This is a genomic window from Parasaccharibacter sp. TMW2.1890, from assembly GCF_023337645.1.
Lineage (GTDB): Bacteria > Pseudomonadota > Alphaproteobacteria > Acetobacterales > Acetobacteraceae > Bombella > Bombella apis.
This window is the reverse complement of the sequence record NZ_NWUV01000004.1, coordinates 125,224-150,945: the sequence shown is the minus strand read 5'-3', so window position 1 is coordinate 150,945 and position 25,722 is coordinate 125,224. Positions and strand designations below refer to the sequence as shown.

At 62.1% G+C, this 25,722-nt stretch carries 23 protein-coding genes and 1 tRNA gene; 7 read left to right on the top strand and 17 right to left on the bottom strand.

The features are described from left to right. Positions 1–2 precede the first annotated feature (2 nt). From CPA54_RS08595 to CPA54_RS08555, 9 genes are read right to left on the bottom strand one after another with little or no spacing between them, the layout of a single operon-like run. Positions 3–1,268, bottom strand: a complete 1,266-nt coding sequence (locus CPA54_RS08595; RefSeq protein ID WP_249086123.1) for an NAD(P)/FAD-dependent oxidoreductase — start codon at positions 1,266–1,268, stop codon at positions 3–5. A gap of 6 nt (positions 1,269–1,274) precedes the next feature. Continuing rightward, positions 1,275–1,700, bottom strand: a complete 426-nt coding sequence (locus CPA54_RS08590; protein WP_043561832.1) for a hypothetical protein — start codon at positions 1,698–1,700, stop codon at positions 1,275–1,277. Next, complete coding sequence (locus CPA54_RS08585; protein ID WP_248630797.1) at positions 1,687–2,484, bottom strand: beta-ketoacyl synthase chain length factor; 798 nt, start codon at positions 2,482–2,484, stop codon at positions 1,687–1,689. Before CPA54_RS08585 ends, CPA54_RS08590 begins: the two co-directional genes overlap by 14 nt. Beyond that, on the bottom strand, positions 2,481–3,686 hold the full coding sequence (locus tag CPA54_RS08580) for a beta-ketoacyl-[acyl-carrier-protein] synthase family protein (protein WP_103765731.1): 1,206 nt from the start codon (positions 3,684–3,686) through the stop codon (positions 2,481–2,483). The genes CPA54_RS08585 and CPA54_RS08580 overlap by 4 nt, the downstream gene beginning before the upstream one ends. After that, complete coding sequence (locus CPA54_RS08575) at positions 3,683–6,001, bottom strand: MMPL family transporter (protein ID WP_249086121.1); 2,319 nt, start codon at positions 5,999–6,001, stop codon at positions 3,683–3,685. Before CPA54_RS08575 ends, CPA54_RS08580 begins: the two co-directional genes overlap by 4 nt. After that, positions 5,998–6,621: a LolA-related protein gene (locus CPA54_RS08570; RefSeq protein WP_249086119.1), complete on the bottom strand. Its 624-nt coding sequence runs from the start codon at positions 6,619–6,621 to the stop codon at positions 5,998–6,000. The genes CPA54_RS08575 and CPA54_RS08570 overlap by 4 nt, the downstream gene beginning before the upstream one ends. Before the next feature lie 4 nt (positions 6,622–6,625). Next, positions 6,626–7,537 carry a hypothetical protein gene (locus tag CPA54_RS08565; RefSeq protein WP_081562526.1) on the bottom strand — a complete coding sequence of 304 codons (912 nt, stop codon included), beginning with the start codon at positions 7,535–7,537 and terminating at the stop codon, positions 6,626–6,628. Beyond that, complete coding sequence (locus tag CPA54_RS08560; RefSeq protein ID WP_249086117.1) at positions 7,537–9,177, bottom strand: AMP-binding protein; 1,641 nt, start codon at positions 9,175–9,177, stop codon at positions 7,537–7,539. Before CPA54_RS08560 ends, CPA54_RS08565 begins: the two co-directional genes overlap by 1 nt. Then, positions 9,177–9,461 (bottom strand): phosphopantetheine-binding protein, encoded by a 285-nt coding sequence (locus CPA54_RS08555; protein WP_043561817.1) that lies wholly within the window; start codon positions 9,459–9,461, stop codon positions 9,177–9,179. Before CPA54_RS08555 ends, CPA54_RS08560 begins: the two co-directional genes overlap by 1 nt. A gap of 15 nt (positions 9,462–9,476) precedes the next feature. On the opposite strand from CPA54_RS08555, the gene CPA54_RS08550 reads away from it, so the two are divergent. Together CPA54_RS08550 and CPA54_RS08545 are read left to right on the top strand one after the other, a co-directional pair. Then, positions 9,477–10,148, top strand: coding sequence for a hypothetical protein (locus CPA54_RS08550; protein WP_249086115.1), 672 nt, complete (start codon positions 9,477–9,479; stop codon positions 10,146–10,148). A gap of 155 nt (positions 10,149–10,303) precedes the next feature. Beyond that, entirely contained in the window at positions 10,304–11,242 is a 939-nt protein-coding gene (locus CPA54_RS08545) for a hypothetical protein (RefSeq protein ID WP_249086113.1), read from the top strand. 163 nt (positions 11,243–11,405) lie between these two features. Here the strand turns inward: CPA54_RS08545 and CPA54_RS08540 are convergent. From CPA54_RS08540 to CPA54_RS08515, 6 genes are all read right to left on the bottom strand, one after another. After that, positions 11,406–11,481 (bottom strand) — tRNA-Glu (locus tag CPA54_RS08540). A gap of 41 nt (positions 11,482–11,522) precedes the next feature. Continuing rightward, positions 11,523–13,349 (bottom strand): single-stranded-DNA-specific exonuclease RecJ, encoded by a 1,827-nt coding sequence (gene recJ, locus CPA54_RS08535; RefSeq protein WP_248460268.1) that lies wholly within the window; start codon positions 13,347–13,349, stop codon positions 11,523–11,525. Positions 13,350–13,366: 17 nt separating this feature from the next. Then, positions 13,367–14,371, bottom strand: coding sequence for a class II fructose-bisphosphatase (glpX, locus tag CPA54_RS08530; protein WP_249086111.1), 1,005 nt, complete (start codon positions 14,369–14,371; stop codon positions 13,367–13,369). Next, the gene (locus CPA54_RS08525; RefSeq protein WP_249086110.1) at positions 14,368–15,702 is read right to left on the bottom strand and encodes a homoserine dehydrogenase; all 1,335 of its coding nucleotides are present in this window, start codon (positions 15,700–15,702) and stop codon (positions 14,368–14,370) included. Before CPA54_RS08525 ends, glpX begins: the two co-directional genes overlap by 4 nt. Before the next feature lie 63 nt (positions 15,703–15,765). Continuing rightward, entirely contained in the window at positions 15,766–16,959 is a 1,194-nt protein-coding gene (locus CPA54_RS08520) for an LL-diaminopimelate aminotransferase (RefSeq protein WP_249086108.1), read from the bottom strand. Between the two features lie 150 nt (positions 16,960–17,109). After that, complete coding sequence (locus CPA54_RS08515) at positions 17,110–18,081, bottom strand: hypothetical protein (RefSeq protein WP_081562521.1); 972 nt, start codon at positions 18,079–18,081, stop codon at positions 17,110–17,112. 330 nt (positions 18,082–18,411) lie between these two features. Between CPA54_RS08515 and CPA54_RS08510 the strand changes: the two genes are divergently transcribed. Both CPA54_RS08510 and CPA54_RS08505 read left to right on the top strand, forming a co-directional pair. Then, positions 18,412–19,017: an ATP-dependent Clp protease proteolytic subunit gene (locus tag CPA54_RS08510; RefSeq protein ID WP_181005240.1), complete on the top strand. Its 606-nt coding sequence runs from the start codon at positions 18,412–18,414 to the stop codon at positions 19,015–19,017. 26 nt (positions 19,018–19,043) lie between these two features. After that, on the top strand, positions 19,044–20,063 hold the full coding sequence (locus tag CPA54_RS08505) for a hypothetical protein (RefSeq protein ID WP_081562520.1): 1,020 nt from the start codon (positions 19,044–19,046) through the stop codon (positions 20,061–20,063). A gap of 121 nt (positions 20,064–20,184) precedes the next feature. On the opposite strand, the gene recA is transcribed toward CPA54_RS08505, so the two are convergent. After that, positions 20,185–21,285 (bottom strand): recombinase RecA, encoded by a 1,101-nt coding sequence (gene recA, locus CPA54_RS08500; protein ID WP_052349241.1) that lies wholly within the window; start codon positions 21,283–21,285, stop codon positions 20,185–20,187. Positions 21,286–21,426: 141 nt separating this feature from the next. Continuing rightward, the gene (locus CPA54_RS08495) at positions 21,427–22,848 is read right to left on the bottom strand and encodes a gamma-glutamyltransferase (RefSeq protein WP_232317262.1); all 1,422 of its coding nucleotides are present in this window, start codon (positions 22,846–22,848) and stop codon (positions 21,427–21,429) included. A 337-nt stretch (positions 22,849–23,185) separates the two neighbouring features. On the opposite strand from CPA54_RS08495, the gene CPA54_RS08490 reads away from it, so the two are divergent. The 3 genes from CPA54_RS08490 to folK are packed head-to-tail and all read left to right on the top strand — an operon-like array spanning position 23,186 to position 25,707. Continuing rightward, positions 23,186–23,953, top strand: coding sequence for a DsbA family protein (locus tag CPA54_RS08490; RefSeq protein WP_103765771.1), 768 nt, complete (start codon positions 23,186–23,188; stop codon positions 23,951–23,953). A gap of 27 nt (positions 23,954–23,980) precedes the next feature. Beyond that, entirely contained in the window at positions 23,981–24,841 is an 861-nt protein-coding gene (gene folP / locus CPA54_RS08485) for a dihydropteroate synthase (protein WP_232086384.1), read from the top strand. Beyond that, positions 24,838–25,707, top strand: a complete 870-nt coding sequence (folK, locus tag CPA54_RS08480) for a 2-amino-4-hydroxy-6-hydroxymethyldihydropteridine diphosphokinase (protein ID WP_249086106.1) — start codon at positions 24,838–24,840, stop codon at positions 25,705–25,707. The genes folP and folK overlap by 4 nt, the downstream gene beginning before the upstream one ends. Positions 25,708–25,722 lie beyond the last annotated feature (15 nt).

The window sequence follows — 25,722 nt, the reverse complement described above, 5'->3', positions numbered from 1 at the left end:
GATCAGGCGTTTTTCCCCTGCTGGCGGCCGAAGCGCTTGGCAAAAGCGAAAATGGCCGTGAAGGCCCGGAAGGGGAGCATGATCCGCCATGAGGGCGAGAAGTTGCCTGCAAGAAGCGAGATGATGGCATCCCGCATCCGGAGCGGACTGTTCTTTGGCCGCATGAAGAAGTAGCGCAGCAGCGGGTCGTTGATGCGATAGACGAGCCAGCCGATCAGCCGCATTTCCTGTCTTGTTTTACGTTCAGCCTTGCGGGCCGCCCTGCGCCCCCGGGCTGGATCAAGCAGCCAGGTGCTGGCAACATCGGCGCCGCGGAGTGCGCCCTGCATGGCCAGCATGATTCCTGATGAGAAAACGGGGTCCAGAAAGCCGAAAGCATCACCGATGATGAAATAGCGCTCTCCCCAGGCCTTGTTCCCCTTGTAAGAGTAGTTGCCGGTCGTGGTGAGTGGTGCCAGTGCTTCCGCCTGGCTCATGCGCTCCCGTACGCTGGGGCTGGACTGTACGGTCTTCCAGAAGAGAGTATCCAGCGAGCCACCGTGATTTTTAAAGCTGTCATGGTCCCCCACGAAGCCGACACTCATGATGTCATCCGGCAGGGGAATCATCCAGAACCACCCACCCTTGACGAGATGGACGGAAATATAGCCCTCCATTCCTTCGCCTTCTGCCCGGGGGACATTGCGGAAGTGGCTGAAAATGGCGGCCTTGTTGTTGCGGAGGTCGCTGTATTTCTTTCCATGCTGGCGGAGCATGAGCGTATCCCGGCCGGACGCATCCAGAATGAATCGTGGGGTGAAGAAACGGGGATTTTCTCCATCCGTTTTTGCTTCCACGAGGGGAGCATCCGGTGTCGGGAAGGTGACCTTCGTGACACGGGTTTTTTCAAAGGTCTTTGCGCCTGCTTTGGCGGCATTGCGGAAGAGCAGCTCATCAAATTCTGACCGGCGAACCTGATAGGCATGCTCTGCCTGCGGGTCGATGGCGTAACGGAAGGGGAATGAAAGCCGTCCTTCCCCGGTATCTGTCACGAATTCGGCTCCGGGTTTGTAGACCCCCATGGCTGCGACATCGTCCAGCACACCGAGCGTCTCCAGTATGGGCAGGTTGCAGGCCAGCAGGGATTCACCGATGTGGAAGCGGGGATGCTGGTCTTTTTCCAGCATGATGACATCCAGCCCGCGTCGGGCCAGAACGGTGGCAGCCGTGCTGCCAGCGGGGCCACCGCCGATGATCAGGACATCACAGGGGAGAGGGGACTGGGTCATGGTGGTTTATTCCGTTGGGAGCATGACGGTACCCGTTCCGGCCATCAGCAGTCTGGCAGAGGGGGTCCGCAGGGTGAAATCGTAGATCATGCCGCCATGGGCCTGGTGCTTCTGGATGACGGTGATGATGAGGTGTGGCCAGTCGGGATTGTCCAGCCGGTCACAGTGGATCTGGACATCCCGGATACTGGTCAGCCACCCCTGCCGTGCCTCATGGGCTGTCAGCGCGCCATGCAGGGCAGCCGCCTGCATGGCCATTTCCACGCCGGTGACGGGGGGCAGCTGGCCCGCCACCCGGTAGGGGTTGGCCGGGTCGTTATGGAGGTGGGTCGTGGCCTCAAGCTGTGTTTCATCCCAATGGTTCGCAGCATCCAGCAGGCAGCTGGCTCCCTGGTGGGGGATATGGCGGAGGATGGCATCACGGTTGAGCATGGGTCAGCGCAATTGTCATATGGTTGGCCCCGTAGGGCAGGGAAATGGACTGATCCTGCCCGCAGGCAATGGCCTGCAGCAGGGGCAGTATCTGGCCCGCAGGATTGTGGCGGGCCATGTCTGCCAGGCTTTCAGGCAGGGAGGAAAAAGGGTCACGCACATCCCTGCCATTTTTCAGGGACAGTGCAAGCTGGAGTGACGTGTCCCGGCCTGGTGTCAGGATGAGAGCACAGCCAAAGGAGCCCCTGGTCCGCCTGACCGTGCCGAGTGACCCGGGAATGGGCGCATCATACAGGCAGAAGAGAACGGGCTTTTCCTCTGCATGGGCTTCGGCAGCCGCTTTCAGCAGGGCGGCGGGCAGGGTTTCGTCATGCAGCCCCAGTGAGACGGCAGGCTGGTGGCTCTTGTGGCTTATCATCCAGTATCCGGCAGGCGCATTATGGACGGAGTTGTGAAAAAGAGAGGGTGAGACAGCTCCTGCCGGGCTGGCGAGAGACTCCAGAATACGGTTGATGATGAAACCATCGCCGTTGGAGCTGGCAAAGATGGCAGGCAGGTCCCCGGCATGGCACCCAGCCTGCTGGCAGGCTTCCTCGGCACAGAGCATGGCCAGCCGGATGACCTGGCTGGCTCTCCGGCGCTCATTGGCGGGCAGACTGGCGGGTGGGGGCAGTGTCAGGCTGGTTCTGTCATGGGGGGTGTCCCCTCGCAGGACAGGTTTCGCTTCCGCCCAACCATGCAGGCCGTCCCCCCAGCATCCGATACCTGCGATGGAAATGATCATGTCAGTGGTCCGAAGATGAGACTGCTGTTCGTGCCACCAAAACCAAAAGAATTGTTCATGACGAAGTTCAGCTTGCCGTGGCGGGGTGCAAGGAGAATATCACTCTGGAAGAGAGGATCAACCGTCTGACTGTTCATGCAATGTGGTAGATACTGGTCCTGTATGGCTATGGCACAGATCATGCTCTCCAGAATTCCGGAAGCTCCCAATGTGTGCCCGGACCAGCCTTTGGTGGAGGAACAGGGAACGGCCCGGCCGAAGATGGAAGCCATGGCCCTGTCTTCCATCTGGTCATTGGCCGGTGTCCCCGTGCCATGCATGTTGATGTACCCTATGGCCTCTGGTGGCAGGCTGGCCCGGGCCAGGGCTTTCTGTATGGCGAGAGCGGCGCCGCTGCCTGTCGGGTCGGGTGAGGACATGTGGTGGCCATCACTGCTGGCTCCATATCCCAGAAGGCGGAGACGGTAACCGGCTGGCCGGGCAGGGCGTGGCCGGCCATCGGCCCGTTCCAGCAGGGCAAAGCCTGCGGCTTCGCCGATGGAAATACCGCTGCGCCCGGCATCGCAGGGGCGGGTGGGATGGGCCGAGACCAGCCCGAGAGAGGCAAAGCCCTGGAGTGTCATGCGGCAGAGGCTGTCCGCCCCGCCGACAATGGCCGCATCGCAGAGACCGGTAGCCAGCAGGTGGGCGGCATCAATGAAAGCACGGGTAGAGGAGGCGCAGGCGTTGGAGACTGTCAGCATCGGCCCGGTGACATCCAGCCGGGCTGCCACATAGCGTGGCAGGGAGGAGAGGTCCTGCGTGCCGTCATAGGGGAAATCCGGCGGCAGGGCTTCATCCCGGTCTTTGCGGGCAGCATAGGCTTTTTCCGTTGTCAGGATGCCGGATGTGCTGGTGCCCATGACAACGGCAAGGCGATGGCGGCCATAATGGGCCCGGGCATCGGCGACAGCCTCCATGAAATCATCGGTCATCAGGGCCATGTCGGCCAGCCTGTTGTTGCGGCAGTCAAACCGGTGCAGGGCTCCTGGCAGCTGATGGTCTTCCACACCGGCAACGCGCCCGATATAGCCATGCCCCGGAGACTGGAACGTGTCAGGCTGGAGGGTCTGGCGCTGTTCCAGCAGGCAGGTCCGGGTGGCTTCCATGCCCCGCCCCATGGCGCTGATGGCTGTTCCGGCCGTGATGATCAATGCGGTCATGCGTGGTCTCCCTGCTGGGAGGAGGTTGGGATGGTGCCCATCAGCAGGAAGCTGAAGATCATGGCGAACAAGGCTCCAGAAGAAATGGTGAGACCCAGCTCCCGCAGGAGAGGGGTTTGACAGCTTGCCAGAATGGCAAAGGAGAGAACGGTCATCATGTTGCAGGTCAGCAGGGTGCGGAGTGTCCGGGTCCGCTCAGCGGCATCAAGCTGGGGGCGGCCGAAAAAGAGGGCGTAATCTATGCCAACACCCAGCACGAAGGCCAGTGCCACGATATGGATGATGGAAAAGACAGGGCCGTGAAGGCGCAGCAGGGCCAGCACGCTCAGGCCTGTCAGGCCAAGGGTGAGAGCAAGACGGCCCGTGCGGGCCGGGCTGCGTTGGCAGACGAGCAGCGTAAGCAGGGCAACGGCAATCCCTGTGGCCAGCCAGAAAGCCGCTTTTCGGACATAGGGGCGCAGCAGGTCTCCCACGGCTGTTTTCATGTTGACGAGCAGCAGGTCAGGCTTTTGCTGGTGAAGCCGCTCGAGAGAGGCAGATGCCGCAGGTGAGCGGGGCAGGATGAGGCCATACCACAGACCATGCCGGGCCATGAGCAGCAGATCGATGCGGTGGCCCACGGCTGTATGGGCGATGTCGTCCAGCCCGAGAGGTGGTAGATGGCGGGCCTGTTCCACATCCTCTGGCAGGTTGGCAAAAGCCTCGGGCTGGAAGGGGGAGGCCTGAAGGGCTGTCTGGAGGTTGGCCCGGATGCTGTCCGCTGCGGGCAGGGTGGCCAGCCGCTGCTGCTGGCGGGCTCTGCTGGGCAGCAGGCGGGCCGCATCGTCCATGTCCTGGCTGGCGGGCAGGTGGCCGAGCAGCTCTTCCTCCTGTTGCAGGATGTGTTCACTGTCCGGGGCGTGGACAACGGCAATCAGACCAGGTTGGGGGGAGCCGAGCTGCTCGTGCAGCTGATGGTCCACTTCCAGCAGGGCTGGTGGGATGGGGTTGAGGATTTCCCCCTGTCTTTCGATCCTGAAGGGATGGAGCAGAAGCACGGCCATGGCGGGGGGTGCTACCATAAGGCAGAGCACACGGTAACGGCGGAGTGCCTCCCAGCGCAGCAGCGAGGGGGATATACCCTGATGATGGGCGGCCAGGTCAGCCTGTGTGACCAGATGGGGCAGAATCCAGATAGTGATGCAGGCGGCGGTCAGAATCCCGGTGGCGGAGAAAAGGCCAAGTTCCATGAGGCCGGGCAGACCACAGAAGATCATGCTCAGCAGCCCGACAATGGCCGTGAGGGTGGCCAGTTTCAGGCTGGTGCCAATGCGGCCCAGAACGACAGGAATGGCTTCCCCCCTGTCCCGGTGCCCCAGCAGAAGGACAGGGTAGTCCAGCGACACACCCAGCATGGTCATGCCGAAGCCGACTGCAATGCCATGAACCCAGCCGAAACAGAGCTGGACTACCAGCATGGAGAGGGACAGTGAGAGCAGGAAAGGTACGCCCAGTGTGGCCAGCACCCAGAGAGAGCGGAAGCGCCAGTAAAGGATGCCGACCACAACGAGAAGGGAGAGAAGGGCGAGGCGGTCCATGTCCTGGCGGAGGGACTGGGCGGCGATGAAGGAGAAAGCCGGGGAGCCTGTCAGAAGCAGCTGGCAGTCCCCGCCATGGGGTGGCCTGCTGTTCTCGAAAGCCTGCCGGATGGCCTGGTGCAGGTGTTTCAGCTGTGCGGGGTCGAGTGTCGGCTGGCGAAGCTGGAGCAGCATGAGCGTGGCATGGTGGTCTGCTGTCAGCCAGAGGCCATCCAGGCTGGCGGGGGGTGTGCTGCTTTCCAGACTGGCCAGATAGTCGGCATAGGCGCCGGTTGGGTCTTTCAGTCCGATATCCTCCACCAGCGGAGCCGCCATGGACTGGAGGAGGTCATAAAGCCGGGCAGTATCGGCTTTCAGGGCGTCCGGGGAGAAAAGGCGTGTCCGGTCATGAGGGGCCAGTCCATAACGGTGGGCGAAAAAAAGCGGCTGGTCCTTCTGCCATGAGAGGGAGGCCGGGCCATCCAGAATGAGGCTGAACTGCCCCGTTGCGGCCAGAGCCTCATGGAATCTGTGCCCGGTCTGGAGCAGGCTGGCCGTATCGTTGCCCCTGATGGAGGCGATCATGATGGACTGGGTAGGCCCGTGGTTCAGCTCATCCAGCAGGAACTGGGACGCTGCGTCATGGGGGCGGGGCAGGAAGGCCTGCATCCCCATGCGGAGGGGGATGGCAGAGAATGTTGCCGCCGCCACCATGATGGCACCGAGCAGGGCCAGCAGAAGGGGGAGACGGCGTTTCATGGTGAGGTGATGGCTGTATCGGTCACATCGCCATTGGCCAGGGCAAGATGAAGGCTGTCCAGCGAGTTGTTGCGGCCCTGTATCTGGACGAGCCGGACGATCTGGCCGGTGTCGTGTGTGCGGGGTGTCATTGTCAGGGTCCAGCGTCCCATGTCACCCGTGGCGGAGAGCGTGTAATACTGCTGGAGCAGTGCGACATCTCCCTGCAACGGCCCCCGGATTGTGGCGGCCATGACCTGCAGCGCCGGGCTCATGTGTAGTGGTACGGCCCGCGCGGGGGTCTGGCCATGGCGGAGCCATGCCGTGTCCCCCTGCATGATGAAACTGTCCTGCACAGGGGTGAGGGTGAGTTTTTCCACCCGATCGGGGGGAATGAAACGGAGTGTTCCCTCGCTGTGAAGTGGCACTTTGAGAGCGTGCAGCTGGCGTGTCTCCGTGAAGTGGTTTTCCCTCTGCGAGACCAGACCAATGTGGTGCAGGATGTTGACAGCCAGAGCCTCCTCCTCTGCGGTGGGCGAGGTGATGGCACTGGCGGCAGGAGGCGACATGGCCGCAGTGTCTGCCTGTGCCTCCCGCCAGAAGAGGGGCAGCACAAGGAGGAAGAGGGGCAGGCATTTCATGATGTCAGAGGCCTTTTTCCCAGAAATCAAAGAAATTGAACCATGCGTAGGGATGGCGCTGGCACAGCTCTTCCATCCAGCGGACATAAGCCTGCATGGGGGAGAGCAGCGCCTCCCGTGCGGGGGCTGGCTCTGTTTCCGGGAGAAGAGTATCAGCCAGACCTGTGCAGGCAATATGGTAGGTGCCATTTTTTTGCCTTATGGCGGAGACGAGCACAACCGGTGCGCCGGTCAGTCTGGCTAGATGGAATGGACCTGCGGGAATGGGAGCTTCCTCGCCCAGAAAGCGGATGGGTATGGAGCGGCCACCATCATGGGCCCTGTCTGCCAGAATTCCGATGAATTCACCGTTCCGCAGGGCCTTGAGGGTTGCCAGCATGCTGTCTGGCTGCCCCAGCTCGATGATGTCGGCATTGAAGCCCGGTGCCAGGGCCTCAATGAAACGGGATGTGGCCCCGATGAAGCGGCGATACATCAGCATGCGGAACGGAACAGAGGCATTCAGGCCGCATTGGCGCAGGGCATCGAATGATCCGATATGCGCCCCCATGATGATGCATCCCCTGTTCTGGTGCAGGGCTTCATGGAGGATGTCCTGCCCGGTGATGTGGATGTTTTCCCGTGGGAAGCGGCCACTGAGCAGGTATATGCGGTCCAGAGTATTGGTGCTGTAAGCGTGGATATGGCGCAGCACCATGCCCCAGTGAGGACGGCGCAGTGCGCCGGCACGGTGCAGGTGGGACAGGTACTGCCACGAGGCCCGGCGGACCGAGGAATAGACAGCTGCATAATAGAGTGTGGCTGGCCAGCGTAGCAGGGCGGTGACCCGGTATCCCAGATTCAGGGCAACCCATATCAGCAGCCGGATGGTCAGGCTGTTGCCTTTCTCCGGGCGGAGCCATGTGTTGCGCTGCATCAGGGCTGGCTCCCGGCCTGCCCCCGGAGAATGACGGTTCCTTTCAGGGGGCCGGAAAGGTGATGGAGGGTGAAGCGTATCTGTCCATTGCCCAGAGCGCTGGAAAGCAGCTGCATGGGGTCGCCCGGCCGGACGACGGAGAGAAATTTCACGGTGCTGATCGTACGGACGTCCAGCTCCAGCAGGGTGAATATCCGTTCCAGCAGGGTAATGCCCGGTACGGTGGGGTTACCGGGAAAATGGCCGGGCAGGGCCGGATGGCTGGCCGGGATGGAAAAAGGTGGATGGGCCCGTTTCTCCGCATGGTCCCGGATGAGACCTTCCAGTGCCTGCCGTGTCAGTTTGCCGACAGGGTTGCGGGGCAGGCGGGAGAGGCGGACAAGCCGTCGTGGCATGAAGACCGGGTCCACATGCTGGCGGAGGGCCCGCATGATGGCTGTGGTGGTCACCTCGGTTCCCGCAACGATGAAGGCCTGCAGGCGTGTCGGTTCGGGCTGGTCTTCCTTCAGGTCTTCCTCGCTGAACAGGGGAGCAAAGCAGCCGTCCAGGAGGCCATCCGTCTGGAGCAGGGCCTTGTTGAGTGCTCCGTAGGAGGTTCGTTTGCCAGCGATCTTGAGCAGGTCCCCCTTGCGGTCGACCAGATGGAAATGGCGGTCCCCCTGCATGGTGATGACATCATTCAGAGGATGTGGCGTGGCATGGGGAGCCATGCAGATATGGGTCTGGTCATCAGTCGGGTCGGCTGTCAGGGTCAGCCCGTCATAGAGCTGCCACGGATCGGGGCTGACAGTCCGGCGGCTGGCGATGGAACCAGTCTCGGTGGCACCATAAATTTCCATGACCGGCGCATGGAAGCGTTCTTCAGCCTCCAGAGCCAGTTCCCGGGGGAGTGGAGCAGATGCCGAGATGATGCGTTCCAGCCCAGGCAGTCTGGCTCTGGCCGTCGTGAGAGAGCGCAGATGGATGGGGGTGGTGATGAGCGTGTGGGGAGATGGCGTGCTGTCCAGCAGCTTTTCCACATCCCCGGGGAAGAAGCAGGGGCCGCTGGCTGTGGCGGTTGGTGTATGCAGGCTTTGCAGGATGAGTGTCTCAAAACCGTACATGTGGTAGGGGGGTACGGTACCCAGCAGGGTTGTCCCGTCTGGACGGGACGGTGCCAGAAGGGGCAGGGCAGCATGGCTGCGGGCAACCAGTTCTCCCCAGCGTTTTTTATGGACTTTGGCCTGCCCGGTACTGCCGGATGTAAAGACATGTGCTGCCTCGTGCCCCGCAGGCAGCTGGATGTTGTCCTGACGGGATGATGTCAGTTCGGCAAGGGGGGGCAGGGTCAGGCTGGCCAGGGATTCAGGCAGGGACGGCCCCGTGCAGAGGGCTCCATGGGCCCGTTGCAGGGCCATGAGCTGGGAAACGGCATGATTGCTGGAGAGCAGGCAATACTGCCCCTTCATCATGGCGGCCAGAAAGACGAGCGTGAACTGGACCAGATTGGTGTGCAGGTTGATGATGGGGCGCTCTGGCAGCCGCTCGGCCAGTGCCCAGGCATGGGACAGAAGCTGCGTGCCGCACAGAGGCCCCGCAGCCGTATGGAAGACGGGGCGGCCCGGCGTCGTGATGAGGGACAGATCAGGCAGGGCAGGCATCAGCCCGGACGGTGTGTGCTGATATGGTGTGCAAGAGACCGGAGGGAGTGAAAGATCTTGCGGTTGTCATCATCATGTGATTCCAGCTTGATCCCGTATTGTGTGTTGACCATGAGGGCTATTTCCAGCACATCGATGGAATCCAGCCCCAGCCCTTCACCAAAGAGGGGCATTTCGGGATCAATGTCCAGGGGATCCATGTCCAGCTGGACGGCCTCTGTCAAATGGGCAGCCAATTCACGTTCCAGAGGCGTCTGATCGTGAGAAGCGGAAACTGTCGTCACTAAGAGGTTAATCCATTGATGATAGGGAAGGTCTATCACAGTTTAGCATCGGGTTTATCCTTCAGCAAGAGGTGGGCAACCCGGTCATGGCGGCTGGTCCTGCTGCTCGGGGGTGTTGGGCTGGTCAGTCTGGTGCCGGAAAGTGCTGGCTGGTCCGCAGGCTGTGTCTGTCTTGGCCTGATGATGCAGCTGGCCGCTCTGCTGTCCGGACGGCATCCGGGCTGGTTCGTGTTCGTACCTGTTGCAGGGGTACTGGGGTGGTATGCTCCGGCCCTGTCCAGAGTGTGTGACCAGCTGGCCATTTACGGGTTGATGTTGTGGGGGATGCTGTGGCTGTTTGTCTGCTCTCTCAGGCGGGGGCAGGTCCCATTGGTGACCCGGCTGGCCGGGGCCGTGCATGGGACTCCCCTGCGGGCGGATGTGCAGCGTTATACGGTGGGTGTGACATGGGCATGGAGCATTTTTTTCACTCTTGCCCTGCTGGCCCCTCTCATGTTGTGGCTCTGGGCACCACATGAGAGGGCATGGCGTTGGCCTCTTGAGGGAGGAACAGGCCTTGCGGCGGTCGTTTTCTTTGCTGTGGAGATGATCATCCGCCGTCTCGTTATCCGGCATTATGACCATTCCACCCTGAAGCAGAATTTCATGGCTGGCCGTGCCGTTTTCATGCGGAAGGACCTGAAATGAATGGCAGGTTTCTGGCTGGCCATTAAGGCCTGTCATCTGGCTGGGCTTTCGCTTAAGACACGGGCAGATGGGTGAATTTGCAGGGGATGGCCTGAAACATGATGGTATTGCTGCCAGTCTATCATTCTGAACCAGAGAGAGCGGGGCCATCCCCCTTGGCCACGATCTGCTATGGAGGGGCCAGTGGTGGGCTGGATGTGCGGAATGGTCGTGTCCACATGACATTGCCCGGGCCTTTGCCGGCGACCTGCGAACAGTGGTGTCCAGCATCCCTATCGGGTGAGACCCGGCACGAACAGGCTGCCAGAGGCCGGCAGGCAGGGCTGGAACAGGGGATCGGCTGGAGTGCAGAAGGTGATCTGCTTTTCGCTGCCTTCTGGGTGGAAGACCAGCCGGAGCTCTGCGAGGCGGTGCAGACCAGTTACGAACGGCTGATCGGCCTGGCGCGGGGCAAGGGTTTTGGCCACATCTATCGGATGTGGAATTATCTGGGGGCCATCAATCAGGACAATGCCCGGGGTGAGGAACGGTATCGGGATTTCTGTAGTGGTCGTTCCCAGGCGTTTGAAGCCATGAGCATCGGTTTGGGTGAGCTGCCTGCGGCAACGGGCATTGGCCTCTCTTCCGGTGGTGTGGCTGTCTTCCTGATCGCCCATCGTCATGTGGGTGGTGTCAATCTGGAGAATCCCAGCCAGCTTCCTGCCTATCATTACCCGCCCCGTTATGGGCGGCGTTCACCGTCCTTTGCCCGTGCCACCGTCATGGAAGGCCCAGATCGGACAGCTCTGTATCTCTCCGGCACGGCGAGCATCCGGGGACATGAATCCGTCGGGACGACGGTGGAGGAGCAGCTCTCTGTCACGATTGAAACAATCAATTCATTGCTTGATGCGGCCCGGAAACGTTTTCCCCGTCTTGAAGCAGGGCGCTTTGAGAGCATGAAGCTCTATGTCCGTCATCCTGAAGATGCAGCGCTCGTGCGGGAGGGTATTTCACGGGTCTTCCAGTGCCCGCTGGAGCAATCCCCGCTCTTCATTGCCGACATCTGCCGGGCAGAGCTGTTGCTGGAGGTCGAGGGGGTGTTTCTGGGGTGAGGGGGACGGCTGATCCGTATCGGCACAAGGGCTGATGGGGGGTGTCCCCGCCTCATGGGGCACAACTGGGCCGGAGAGCTTGGCCCCTGGCAACGCAATCCGTTCTTTATGGGAGATAGCCCATGAAAGGCCACATTGTTCTCTTCTCATGTGGAAGAAGATGTGGCGTCCCGTACGGGATTCGAACCCGTGTTGCCGCCGTGAAAGGGCGGTGTCCTAGGCCTCTAGACGAACGGGACTAAAGGCGTGAGGCGGTTAATAGGCAGGAACGGGGGTGGCGTCAAGCCCGTGCGGCATCAAAAATGAAAAAAGTAAGATTTTCCCGTTCCTGCCATGTTTCCAGACGCAGCTGCCCGGCTACATGCAGCAGGGGGCGGCTGCGATCTTCCAGAAGATCGGTGAAGTGTTTGTCCCCAGCCCGAAAGACCAGCCCCTTGATCCGGCTGTAGCCATCAGCATCCTGAAGAATGACACGCAGTGTGTTGCCATCCTGCCCGATCCGATCGGCCTTCACGCAGCGGACATCCCGTATGGCCAGCAGGGGTTCCTCATTGCCCGGCCCAAAGGGGGCCAGCAGGGCGATCTGTTGGGCCAGTGTGGGGGTAGCCCCCCTGATGGTGACGACACCATCCAGCAGCAGGTCATCCTGGGGGGGGAGGTGACGGGCCTCATCAAGGGCTTCATCCAGTCGGGCATGGAGGGCGGCGCAGTTTTCTTCTTTTACGGAGAATCCTGCCGCCATGGCGTGTCCTCCCCCCGTCAGGAGCAGGCCGGACTGATGGGCCTGGATGATGGCTGCTCCGATATCCAGACCCGTGACGGAACGGGCAGAGCCTTTCACCACACCATCCTTCAGGGCACCGACCAGAGCAGGACGGTTGAATCGTTCCTTCAGCCGCCCGGCCACGATGCCAACCACACCGGGGTGCCAGTCATCACCATGCAGGAAAATGACCGCATGACCGGCCTCAACCTGTTCCCGGGCCTGCTCGACAGCGGCATCCAGAATGTGGCTTTCCACGGTCTGGCGTTTGCGGTTGATGTCATCCAGTTCTTCAGCAATGGCCTGTGCTTCATGCTCGGACTGGCTGAGGAGCAGCCGCAGGCCCTGGTCAGCCCTGGCAATGCGTCCACCAGCATTGATGCGCGGCCCAAGGGCGAAGCCGCAGCTCATGGCGCTGGCATTGGCCTTGACCCCGGCCACATTGGCCAGGGCGGCCAGCCCGATCCGTTCACGGCGGTTCATGACCTTCAGCCCCTGTGCCACAAGAGCACGGTTGAGGCCCTGCAACGGCATGACATCGCAGATGGTGGCCAGAGCAGTGAGGTCCAGCAGGGCCATGGGGTCTGGGGCGTGATGGGTTTCAAACCATCCCTGCTGGCGCAGGGTGCGCTGGAGGGCCACGACTGTCAGGAAGGCAACGGCCGTGGCGCAGAGATGGCCCAGACCGGACTCGCAGTCCAGCCGGTTCGGATTCACGACCAGCCCTTTGGGCAGGCGCCGTCCATCCGGTTTGTGATGATCCAGAACGATCCGGTCGGCCTGCCCTTCAAAATGGTCCAGAACATCAATGGCCGCTGTGCCGCAGTCCACGCAGACAAGCAGGCTGGCGCCTTGATCCAGCAGGGATTGCAGCGCCGGAATGTTGGGGCCATACCCTTCAGCCAGCCGGTCGGGGATGTGGGTGACGACATGGCAGCCCAGAGCCGTGAGTGTGGAGCTGAGCAGCGCCGTACCACAGGCCCCATCCACGTCATAATCGCCCAGAATGCCTATGGTTGCCCGAGCCTGTACGGCAGCTGCCAGCCGCAGGGCTGTGGCATCCATGTCCCGCAGGATGGAGGGGTTGGGCAAGGCATCACGCAGGCGGGGCCGCAGATAGGATTCCACCATTCCAGCCGAAATGCCCCGCCCGGCCAGAATGCGGGCAGCCAGTTCGGAGATGTCCATCTTCTGGGCGAGGGCCAGCGCAAGCCGGTTGTCCGTTTCAGCCAGGACAGGATGCCGCCAGACCCAGCGGCGCAGCCCCGCACTGCGCTGGACATTCAGGACAAGGGCGGGAGTGACCCGGGTATCAGGTTCTGGCTGGGACGTCGTCTGGAGCATAAGGGCGGAGGAGTGGCTCAAACCTTGTGGGGGTCGAAATGGTGGTAAGTCTCCATGTAACGGATTGTACCGCTTTCTGAGCGCATCATGACGGAATGGGTACGGATGTAATTGTCGGAGGGATATTCAATGCCCCGTAGCAGGTCGCCTGCTGTCACGCCCGTAGCGCAGAAGAAGACCGGTCCGGCCGCCATGTCTGTCAGGCTGAGGGCCTGTGTGGGGTCGAGGTCGGGGCGGATCATGCGGCGGGTGCGGGTAATCTGCGCTTCATTCTCGAAGAGCAGACGGCCCTGCATCTGTCCGTTCATGCAGCGTATGGCGGCAGCGGCCAGAACGCCTTCCGGTGCGCCTCCGCTACCGGCGTAGATGTCCACGCCACTGCCAGGCAGGCAGGTGGCAATCACGGCGGCCACGTCACCATCGCTGAGCAGGCGGACACGGGCACCGGCTTCCCGTGCCTTGGCAACGAGCTCCTCATGGCGCTCACGTTCCAGCGCACAGAGGACCAGATCGCTGACATCACATTTTTTTGCCTGCGCAAGGCTGGCAAGATTCTGGCCTATGGAGGCGTCAATATCCACCACGCCTTCTGGCAGGCCGGGACCTACGGCAATTTTCTGCATGTAGATGTCAGGAGCATGGAGGAAGCAGCCTTTTTGTGCCAGAGCCACCACCGTGATGGCATTGGGCAGACTGCGGGCGCAGAGATTGGTGCCCTCCAGTGGATCCACGGCAATGTCCATTTCCGGTCCGCCACAGCCCACTTTTTCACCGATATACAGCATGGGGGCTTCATCCATTTCCCCCTCGCCAATGGTGACGGTGCCATCGATGGCAACCGTATCAAAGGCTTTCCGCATGGCCTCAACAGCGGCACCATCTGCCGCATTCTTGTTGCCACGACCGGTCCAGCGGGCGGAGGCAATGGCGGCGGCCTCGGTCACACGGGCCAGGTCCAGCCCCAGATTGCGGCCCGTGACCCGATATTCATGGGGAACGTGATGGGGCTGTTTGGCTGTCATGGCAGGTCTTCCACTTTCAGGGCCAGTGGAGTGCCTTTTATCAGGGGCATTTCCTCAAGGAGGGGCAGGATGCGGTTGATCCCGCCCAGCGTGACAGGCCCTGTCAGCAGGATGAGCTGTGCGTCGCCCTTCTGTGATGTGTGATGGTGTCCTTTCTCCACGGCAACATCTTCATTGCCGAGGACGGTGCGGATGTCTTCCAGAGCCGTTTCTGCCTCCACGGAGCCCTCCAGCGTGATGCGGAGATAGAAGCGGCTGACCAGGCCCTCCACCGGTTCGCAGGGAATGGGAGCCTGTTCATCCACCCGGCCCCAGAGAGGCAGGCTATGACCACGGGCCAGGTCGATCACGTCGGCCATGACGGCATCGGCCGTGGGGCCTTCCCCGGCACCCTGCCCGGAGATGGTGATGGGACCACTGAAGGGGCCTTCTGTCGTCAGGGCGTTATAGACGCCATTGACCTGCGCCAGCCCGGACCGTGCCGGGATGAGGCAGGGCTGCACCCAGGCTTCCACACGGTCTTCCGGCAGGCGTCGGGCCACGCCCAGCATCTTGATGGCATAGCCCAGCTTGCGGGCCTGATGGATGTCATCTGTGGTGATGCGCCGCATCCCGCTGACAGCCAGACTGTCAAAAACGATCGGGCGGAAGGCGATGGCTGTCAGGATGCTCAGCTTGTGGGCAGCGTCCCAGCCATCAATGTCGGCAGAGGGATCGGCCTCGGCATAACCCTTGTCCTGGGCCTCTTTCAGCACATCCTCGAAGGCACGGCCTGTTTCGGCCATTTCGGTGAGGATGAAGTTGCTTGTCCCATTGAGGATACCGCCCAGACGGGTCAGGGCATCGGCAGCCACCCCCTCCCGGACTACCTTGATGGCTGGGATGCCACCCGCCACGGCGGCCTCGAACAGGAGAGGAGTTCCATGCTGGTGGCTGAGATGGGCCAGCTCTTCTGCATGGCGGGCGACCAGCGCCTTGTTGGCCGTCACGACGGCCTTGCCTGCCTTCAGGGCTTCTGTCACCAGCGTGTGGGCTGTTCCTTCGGCCCCGCCCATCAGTTCGACAACAACGTCCACATTCGGGTCATTGGCCAGAGCCACGGGGTCGTCATGCCAGTGGAGGCCGGAAAGGTCGATCCCACGGTCCCGCGTACGGTTACGGGCGCTGACGGCCACGACCTCGATGCTGCGGCCGGTGCGGTGGCGCAGCAGGTCTGCATGTTCACGCAGCAGACGGATGACGCCCGTACCCACTGTCCCGAGGCCGGCAATGCCCAGCCGGAGCGGGGATGTGACGGAGGATGAGGCAGTGTTGCGATGTACGGAAGTCATGAGAGGCGGTTTCCTGTCAGGCTGTGGCCCTGCATGGAGGCGGAGGCAGGGCCGGGTGTGGCATTATGGTTTGAGGGCGCTGTGCTGGTTCATGAAGTTTTTGATGGACCGTGTGGCCTGGCGGAGGCGCTGGTTGTTCTCCACCAGCCCGATACGGACAAAGCCATCCCCGTGTTCCCCGAAGCCCAGCCCCGGCGCCACGGCAACCTTGGCTTCCTTCAGAAGAAGCTTGGAGAATTCCACGCTGCCCATGTGGGCGAACTGGGGAGGAATCGGAGCCCAGGCGAACATGGAGCCTTCCGGTGTCGGAACATTCCACCCTGCTGCATGGAGGCCACGTATGAGCACGTCACGCCGGTCCTTGTAGAGCAGACGCATGTTCTCCACATAATCCTGCGGACCGTTCAGGGCGGCGGTGGCTGCAACCTGCACCGGTGTGAACGCTCCATAATCCAGATAGGACTTGATGCGTGTCAGCGCCTGGATGAGGCGGGGATTGCCAGCCGCAAAGCCGATTCGCCACCCCGCCATGGAATAGGTCTTGGACATGGAGGTGAACTCCACGGCAATGTCCTTGGCCCCTTCAATGGAGAGAATGGAGGGCGGGGGCTCATCCCCGAAGTAGAGCTCTGAATAGGCGAGATCGGACAAGACCCAGATGTTTTCTCTCCGGGCGAATTTGACAATCTCCCTGTAGAACTCCTTCGAGGCGAGATAGGCCGTCGGGTTGGAGGGGAAATTGATGATGAGCGCCGTCGGCTTGGGGACAGAGTGGCGCACGGCCCGGTACAGGGCCTCCAGCATGGCATCATCTGGCGAGGCCGGAACGGAGCGGACAGAGGCCCCGGCAATGATGAAGCCGAACTGGTGGATGGGGTAGGACGGGTTGGGGACCAGAATGGTATCGCCGGGGCTCGTGATGGCGGAGGCCAGATTGGCCAGCCCTTCCTTGGAGCCGAGCGTGGCGATGATTTCCGTTTCCGGGTCCAGCTTCACGCCAAAGCGGCGTTCGTAATAGGCGGCCTGCGCTTTTCGGAGGCCGGGAATCCCACGGCTGACGGAGTAGCCATGCACACGGGGATTGCGCAGCGTTTCTGCCAGCTTGTCGATGACATGCTGGGGGGGCGGGCTGTCCGGGTTGCCCATGCCGAGGTCCACAATATCCTCTCCGGCGGCACGCGCGGCGGCCTTGGCCTTGTTGACTTCGGCAAAGACATAAGGCGGCAGGCGGCGGATCTTGTGGAACTCTTCGGGCATGATACTCAATCAGTCAGATGGAAGGGAGCCGGGCTGGCTCCCGGGAAACGGGCATCCCATGTTTCATGAGGCTGGTCAGTCCGGCAAGGGGGGGACCAGCAGAAAAGACGGAATTTTTACCTGGTTCGTGCCTCTATGGTCCTGCGGCCTTCAGTGGGCGGGGGCAGTTCCGGCCCTGATGTTCTTTTCGTAAGAGACACGCACGCCATCGCCGATGGCCTCCCCTGTCAGGCGCATGTCGTCATGCGGCACGCCGAGGCTGGCCAGACGCTGGGCAACGGCCCGGGCCCGGAGCAGGGCCAGACCGATTTCATGCGTCTGTTCATCAGGAGAAAGGCCGCTTTGGGCGCTCAGGGTCGTGCCGAAGCCCCGGATGAGCAGGAGATGACGGTGTCGCTGGGCTACGATCTGGTTGAACGTGTCTGTCTGGTCTCCATCCAGATGGTCGGTATCGGCCTGGAAACGCACCAGAGCCCCGACCGGTGTGGCGGTATCGAAATCCGGTATGACGGGCAGAACCGTGCTGGGGAGTGAAAAGCCGGGGAAAAGCAGAGGCTTTGGCGGCTGGCCGGGGTCCGGCAGGTGGATGGGCAGCGCATGGGTGACGGGCTGGTAGATCAGGCTGGAGCCACTGCCTGCCGGGCCGGTGGACCTGTCCTGACGGATGATGGCCGGATGGCTGGCAGCAGGCCCGTTGCTCTGGCTTTCCAGCGTCATGGAACCGCCATTCTGGGGCTGGGGTGGTGGCGGGTTCATCATGCCGATGGGCAGGGCCCCGCCAGCAGCGGAAATGCGCTGGGAGTAGTTGCGATCCCGCTCAAGACGAGTCGTGATCATCGCCCGGGCATCGGCACTTGGGAATTCCGGCCGGGTGGTGGGGATGAGGGCGATGTTGGGGGCGGGCCTGTCATAACCCGGCGTGGGGGGGCGCAGCCGTCTGATCTCCCCGCCCATGATGTCGTGTGCGATGTCCCGTGTGGTGTCGATGGCATCACGGTGCTGGCAGCCTGCGGTGAAGGCAGGCAGGGCCAGCAGGCAGAGCCCGAACTGGAAGAGGCCGGCACCCCGTGTGAGGGTGGTGGAAATGGAACGGAAAGAACGGGTGAAAAGGCTGGGTGTCATGGTCCGGCGTGCAACAGGGCGGAAGGGGCAGGGCCAAAACAGGAAAGCCCCGGAATGAAAGGGTGGGGAGGCAGGATATGTGTCTCTTCCCTCGGACGCAATTCCTTACTGGGGAAGAAAGGGAGAAAAAGGGTCCTGATTCGATCATGGGAAATGATGAAAAAGCTGCAAGAAAGCGTCGTTTTAAGGCTTGGCAGAGAGGTCAAGCAGGGGCAGGATAGCGGCATGATGACATATGATGAATGCCACACCCATGATGTTGCCCGCCTGCGGGCTTCTGCCTCTTCTGGAGAGGATGTCCGCCATGGCACCGCCACGGTGCGTCCCCGCATGGAGGACGAGCCGGATGGGCCTCCGGAGGACGAGAAAAAGTCCGGCCCGGCCCCGGAGGTGGAGCGCCACCTCTTCGAGCAGCGCAAGGTGCTGATCTTCGGTGGAGTGAATGACCGCATGGCCCGTGACATTACGGGCAGGCTGCTGGCTCTGGCTGGGGAATCGGACAGGCCGATTGATGTTTACGTCAATTCTCCCGGCGGCCATGTGGAGAGTGGCGATACCATCCATGACATGATCCGCTTTGTGGATTCTGTTGCTCCGGTCAACATCATCGGTACGGGCTGGGTGGCGTCTGCCGGTGCGCTGATTTTTGCGGCGGGGCGTCCGGAGCGGCGTCTGTGTCTTCCCAATACCCGGTTCCTGCTGCACCAGCCGATGGGCGGCGTGCGGGGCCCGGCGACCGATATTGATATCGAGGCCCGCGAGATCATCAAGATGCGTGAACGTCTGAACAGGCTTTTCGCGCGTGAAACGGGACAGCCCTACGAGAAAGTGGCCCGTGATACGGACCGCAACTACTGGATGTCGGCGAAGGAGGCGGTTGAGTACGGGCTTGTTGGCCGCATCATTTCTTCGGCAGCCGATCTCGAACAGGCCTGAGTCCCAGCAAGGAAAGGAGCCTTATCGTGAGCGATGCATATAAAGCGGACGGGAAGAGCTCTCTGGCGGATATTTATTCCCATCTGCCGGACAGCCCATCCGAAAAAACGCTGGAGCAGGTGGACTACGATGCCCGCCACTGGAGCAGCCCGGTCAAAGGGCCGCTGAAGCCGGGTACCCCGGAGCACAAGAAGGCCATGGCCGACATGTTCCGGGAGACGTTCAACCCCTACAAGCCGTCAGTCATCCCCTGGCCGAAGCTGGACCCGGAGACGCTGCACCGCATCACCTCCCTGCCGATCTGGGATATCGCCGTGCAGACCGAAGGCAAGGCCCGCCTGCGCATGGCTGCCTATGCCGACATGCTGGACGACCCGGATGTGAAGGACGCCATTGCCCGTAATGCATGGGAAGAGAACCGCCACAAGGAGGTTCTGGCCCGCATGGTGGAGCATTACGGTATTCCGCTTGCCCCGGAAGACCCTTACATCGAGCCGCGGGATACGGAATGGGCCTATCTGGTGACGGGTTTCTCCGAGTGCTGGGACAGCTTCTTCGCCTTCGGTCTGTTTTCTCTGGCCGAGAAGGCCGGCCTGTTCCCGATGGAGCTGATCGAGACATTCGAGCCTGTCATGCAGGAGGAGTGTCGCCACATCCTGCTGTTTGCCAACTGGCTGGCTTACCATCGTGCCGTCATGCCGCTCTGGCGCCGTCCGTGGTTCGAGATGCGGGTGATCGGTGTGCTGTTCTTCCTGCTTTATGAGCGTCTGAGCCTCGTCCGCAGCTTTGATGATGATGGCGTGGAGCATACGCAGGACAACAATTTCACCGTGACCGGTGCCCAGAGCATGACGGACAAGAAGGTGGATTTTGTTGAGCTGATGGAGCTGTGCCTCAAGGAGAACGAGCGCCGCTTTGCAGGGTATGACCCCCGCCTGCTGCGCCCGCAGATGGCACCGTTTGCGGCCCGCATGGCCCTGCGCGGTGTCAAGCTGTGGCGTCGCCTGCGTGGTCAGAAGGATGGTGATGCCCATCAGGCTGCCTGAGGGGTAGTGCCAGTTCTTGGGACTGGATGGAAAAAAAGCCCCGCTCCAATATGCTGGAGCGGGGCTTTTTGCATGAGGCGTTCTTTTGTCCCCCGCTGCTGGGGGACAAAAGGACCTTCCGTCAGCTTTTGCGGCGGTTGCCGGTGCTGGTGCTGTCCAGCGGCAGCTCATTGGATGAATCCGTATCATCCTCTGCCGACTCACCAACCATCATGTCTTCAGCGATGATGCCAGCATCCTGCCGGACCCGTTTTTCAATTTCCGCAGCCATTTCAGGATGCTCACGCAGATACTGCTTTGCATTTTCCCGGCCCTGGCCGATGCGGGTGCTGTCGTAAGAAAACCAGGCGCCAGATTTCTCCACCACATTGGCTTTTACGCCAAGGTCCAGCAGCTCGCCCATTTTGCTGACGCCCTCGCCATACATGATGTCGAATTCCACCTGCCGGAAAGGGGGGGCCATCTTGTTCTTGACGACCTTCACCCGTGTCTGGTTGCCCACGACCTCGTCCTTGTCCTTCACGGAGCCGATGCGGCGGATGTCCAGGCGGATGGAGGAATAGAATTTCAGGGCGTTGCCGCCTGTTGTGGTTTCCGGATTGCCGAACATCACGCCAATCTTCATGCGGATCTGGTTCAGGAAGATGATGGTGGTGTTGGAGCGGGAAACGGAGCCTGTCAGCTTGCGCAGGGCCTGGCTCATCAGGCGGGCATGGAGGCCGACATGGCTGTCCCCCATTTCCCCTTCCAGCTCGGCCTTGGGCACGAGGGCAGCGACAGAGTCCACGACCAGAATGTCGATGGCCCCGGAGCGGACGAGCGTATCAGCAATTTCCAGAGCCTGTTCCCCGGCATCTGGCTGGCTGAGCAGCAGATTGTCGATGTCCACCCCCAGCTTGCGGGCATAAATGGGGTCCAGCGCATGTTCAGCATCAATGAAGGCAGCCGTACCGCCCTTTTTTTGCGCTTCAGCCACGGCGTGGAGAGCCAGCGTGGTCTTGCCGGAGCTCTCCGGGCCATAAATCTCGATGATGCGGCCCCGTGGCAGCCCACCGATGCCCAGCCCGATATCCAGTCCCAGCGACCCGGTGGAAATGACATCCACCTGCTCCTTGGGCCGCTGGCCCAGCCGCATGATGGACCCCTTGCCGAAGGAGCGTTCGATCTGGCTGAGAGCGCCATCCAGCGCTTTGCTTCTTTCTGCGTTCTTGTCTGCTGACATGAAGACCTCGTGACTGACAGGCCCCGGATGATGGGGCAGGGAGTGGTGGCGGGGCATGTGCCTGCCCCATCAGATGGCGTTCAGAAGGGCTCTGGACAAGCCCTTGGGGCGTATCTGTCCAGAGTGGTGTTCCCTGCTGGTTCAGTGGGTGATGGTGTGGGCGGTCAGACCGTTCCCGTTGGGGGCGGCCCGTCCGACACAGTCATCACCGGAGCAGACGATGCTGTTGAGCTGCCCTGTCCCTGTAGAGGGAGCAATGGCCTGCCCCTGTGCGAGCTGCCGCAGCGCATCAGCAACGCTCTGGGCGGCGTCATTCTGCCCCGAGGCTGCAAGGACGGCCTGCATCCGTTTGTGGGGGGCTTCCAGCATGGCAGCGCTGAGGAGCGGGCGGGGGTAGTCATGCGGGGCTCCAGCGAGGACAACCCCCGTACTGCCGGCCAGACGCCCCGTGCCAAACAGGTTGTTGTCTGTCAGCACGCAGCCAACGCTCAGGCCATGGCCATCCCGTACGACAAAGGAGGTGGAGGCCGGCAGAGGGGGCAGGCCGGTGGCATCGCTCTGGCCAGAGGCCATGAATATCTGGCCTTCCTGGAGGCTTGTCCGGCCGGAACGGCGCCATGCGCTGATGACATTTTCAGCCCGCAGGTTCTGGCGGAAGGCTGCAGCACTGCCCAGTCCACCATCAGCTGGTGGCGCAAGGAAGCTGAGGCGATACGGCCCGCTGGTAAAATGCAGGGCAGATGTCTGTCCGGGCAGGGAGCGGCGCAGGTCGTCGCGTGTCAGGCCTGCACCAGCCTTGTTGGCCTGTGTGACAAAAACATCGGACAGGGCACCGGTATAGAGGTCTCCCACCCCAACCAGTTTCAGGCGGGAGAGGAATGACGTCAGGCGGGGCTGGGTCAGCTGGTCCCCTTCCCGGATGGCCACACCGGAATCCCCCCGGCTGAAGAGGGCCTTCATTCCTTCGTTGGAAAGGAGAGGCCCCTGCACGGCGGCGATGTCACTGGCCAGCTGGCGGCTGACCGTGATGCCCTGCTGGCCAAGTGTTATGGCCGGGTCGATCGTATCACCCAGCTGGACTGACCCGTACCGGAGATTCAGCAGGAACAGTCCACGGGCCATCATGGGTACGGCAGCGGGGCGGTCTCCGCCCGTGCCGGTGCCGTCAACAGGCAGGAAGGAAATGCTCTCGGCGGGCTGGCCCGGGCGGGCAACCAGGCAGGCCCCGCCACCTCCCAGAGAGGCACGGGAGGGGAGTGTGACGGACAGGGCGAAGGCCGTTGCCGTGGCAGCATCGGCGGCATTGCCCCCACGGGCGAGGACATCACGGCCGACCAGTGCTGCCTGCGGTTCATCAGCTACCACAATGCCTGTGTTGGCTCTGGCGGATGGGGCTGTATGGCCGAAGAGATGATGCTTGAGGCTCCTGCCACCAGAACAGGCGACAAGGCTGCTGCCCAGAAGGCTCAGGCAGGCCAGCAGACCAAGCCCGCGCGCCCACCGGGGAGTGGGACGGTCAGACAGGCAGGGGGGATGAGGGGTCCGGCTGTCAGGCTTTACCACGGTGGCGGCTCTCCAGTGTTGCGGGTCACGATCAGGGCTGTTTGCAGGGACTGTCTGCCATCATGGCGGTCCCGGATTGAGGTATGATAGCGTTAAACTGCCGGGATTGGGAGGGCAACCCCGCAGGGGGTGGTTTTAACGGGTCTTACATGCTTCGGCTGTAGGCTGGGGAGCAGCATCATCGTTCCTCATGAAGGGATGGGGCTTCAAAAACAGACCGGTTTGCTGTTTAACAGGGCTGGTCATCGGGGCGGTTCTACCTGCATGGTCAGGTGGGGGGCCCCTCTCTTTCTCAAGCGCCCATGAAATGCTGCATAACCCCATGGAGGGCACGACCATGAAACAGCGTGTGAAGTCATTTTCCCTGGCCCTGCTGGCTGGCCTCCCTCTCATGGGGCTGTCCCTTGCGGGGACGTCCCATGCGGCGGATGAAGCGGTTTTTAACGCAAAGCAGCGGGCGGCGATCGTACAGATTGTCCGTGAGGCCCTGAAGAATGATCCGAGCATCCTGTCCGATGCCATCCGGTCCATCCAGCAGCAGGCCAGCTCCCAGCAGGAAGCCCACGTGAAGGCGGCCGTGCGGGCCAACTGGCAGGCTCTTTCCACGGCGCCATCCTACGCCGTACGCGGCAACCCGCAGGGGCAGGTCACGGTCGTGGAATTTCTGGACCCGCGCTGCACCTACTGCCGCCACATGGCCCCGGTGGTGGACCAGTTCCTTGCCAGACACCCGGATGTCCGGCTGGTGGAGAAGGTCATTCCCGTTCTGGGTGATGCCAGCCTGCTGGATGCACAGGCCATCTATGCGGCGGCCTTCCAGGGGCAGTATGACGCCATGCGCCGCCGCCTGATGGAGGAGACGGCCAAACCCGGCATGGAGCATCTCCGTGATGTGGCAAAGAGCCTGAAGCTGGACGTGGCCCGCTTCGAGAAGGACATGAAGGGGCAGGCCGTCATGGGGCTGCTGACAGCCAACCTTGGTCAGGCCCAGAGTGTGGGCGTGCAGGGGACGCCGACCTTCCTGTTCGGTCAGGCTGCCGTGGCACCCGGTGCGCTGGGCATGGAGCAGATGGAGCAGTTTCTCGAGGCAGCCCGCAAGGGGTGATCCTCCCCCTGCTGGTGAAAGGCTGAGATGATGACCCTTGCGGAGCAGATGGCCGCCTGGCTGGCAGCACGTCCTTCCCCTTCATGGAGGCAGCCCCTGCTGATGGGGATCGTCAATGTCACGCCGGATTCCTTCTCGGATGGCGGGCAGTTCTTTACGCCGGAGGCCGCCCTGAAGCAGGCCCATGCCCTTCTGGCCGAGGGGGCGGACCTGCTGGATGTCGGTGCGGAATCCACGAGGCCGGGTTTCACGCCCGTGGATGCGGAAGAGGAATGGCGGCGTCTGGAACCGGTCCTGACGCCTCTGGCCCGGGAGGGGGCGGTCCTGTCCGTCGATACCACGAAGGCCTCCGTGGCCCGGAAGGCCCTGGTGGCTGGCGTGCAGATGGTCAATGACGTGTGGGGGTTGCAGGCCGACCCGGACATGGCTTCCGTCGTGGCCTCCGCCGGTGCCGTGGTGGCCATCATGCACAATCGTGAGGTGGTTGATGCCAGCGTTGATCTCTGGGATGACTGGCGGCGTTTCTTTGACAGGTCCCTGAAGCTGGCCGACCGGGCAGGCATTGCCCGTGAGACCATCCTTCTGGACCCCGGCGTCGGGTTCGGCAAGACGGTGATGCAGAATCTCTGGGCCGTGCAGAACATGCGGCGGCTGGAGGCCTATTACGGCCTGCCCGTGCTGCTGGGTGTGTCCCGCAAATCCATGTTCGGCAGGCTGCTGGGGCGGGAAGTGCATGACCGTCTGCCAGCAACGCTGGCGGTCAATCTTTACGGGGCGACGCAGGGGGCCTGCATGGTGCGGGTGCATGACGTGCAGGCACACAGGGACGTGCTGGACATGACCGCCCTGCTGGCCGTGAATGGAATGGTGAAGGGAGATGTCGAGTGATCATTCCGTCCCTGACCCATGTGCGGGTGCATGATCTCTGCCTGTTCGGGCATCATGGCGTACATGAGGAAGAAACCCGTCTCGGTCAGCGTTTCTATGTGTCGCTGGAGGTTCGGGCTGACCTGTCGGTAGCGATTGCGGGGGATGATTATACACAGGCCGTCTGTTACGGGGAGCTCTGCCAGAGTGCCGAGCGGGTCTTTCAGGCTGGTCCCTGCAAGCTGATCGAAACTCTGGCCGGGCGGATAGGCACTGCCGTGCTGGCGGACTGCCCCGCCGTGCAGGATGTGTCCGTCACGGTGCGCAAGCCTTCAGCCCCTGTGCCCCATGCGGTGGAGGATGTATCCGTCACGGTGACGCAGCAGCGGGAATACCGGGTCGGTTTTTCGCTCGGGGCCAATCTGGGCGAGCGGGAGGCCGTGCTGCGGGCTGCCGTGGAGGCTCTGGGCCATCAGCCGGGGCTGGAGATAGAGGCGGTTTCCTCTTTTTACGACAGTGCTCCGTGGGGTGTGGAAGATCAGCCTCCCTTCGTGAATATCGCCGCCCTGGGGCGGACGGTCCTGCCCCCGCAGGCCGTTCTGGGTCTCTGCAAGGAGATCGAGCGGTCGCTGGGCCGTGTGCCCGGGCGACGCTGGGGCGAGCGGGCGGTGGATGTGGACCTGCTTTTTCATGGGGATGGCACCGTGTGCCACCCTCTTCTGACGCTCCCCCATCGTCATCTTTTTGACCGTGCCTTCGTGCTGGAACCCCTTGCCGAGCTGGAGCCGGAGCTTGAGATCGCTGGACGTTCTGTGAAGGAAGCGTTAGCAGGGTTGGATCGTATAGCTGGGGATGTCACACGGCGCAGGCCGGGGCAGGGTGGATGAACTTTGGGGGATGCT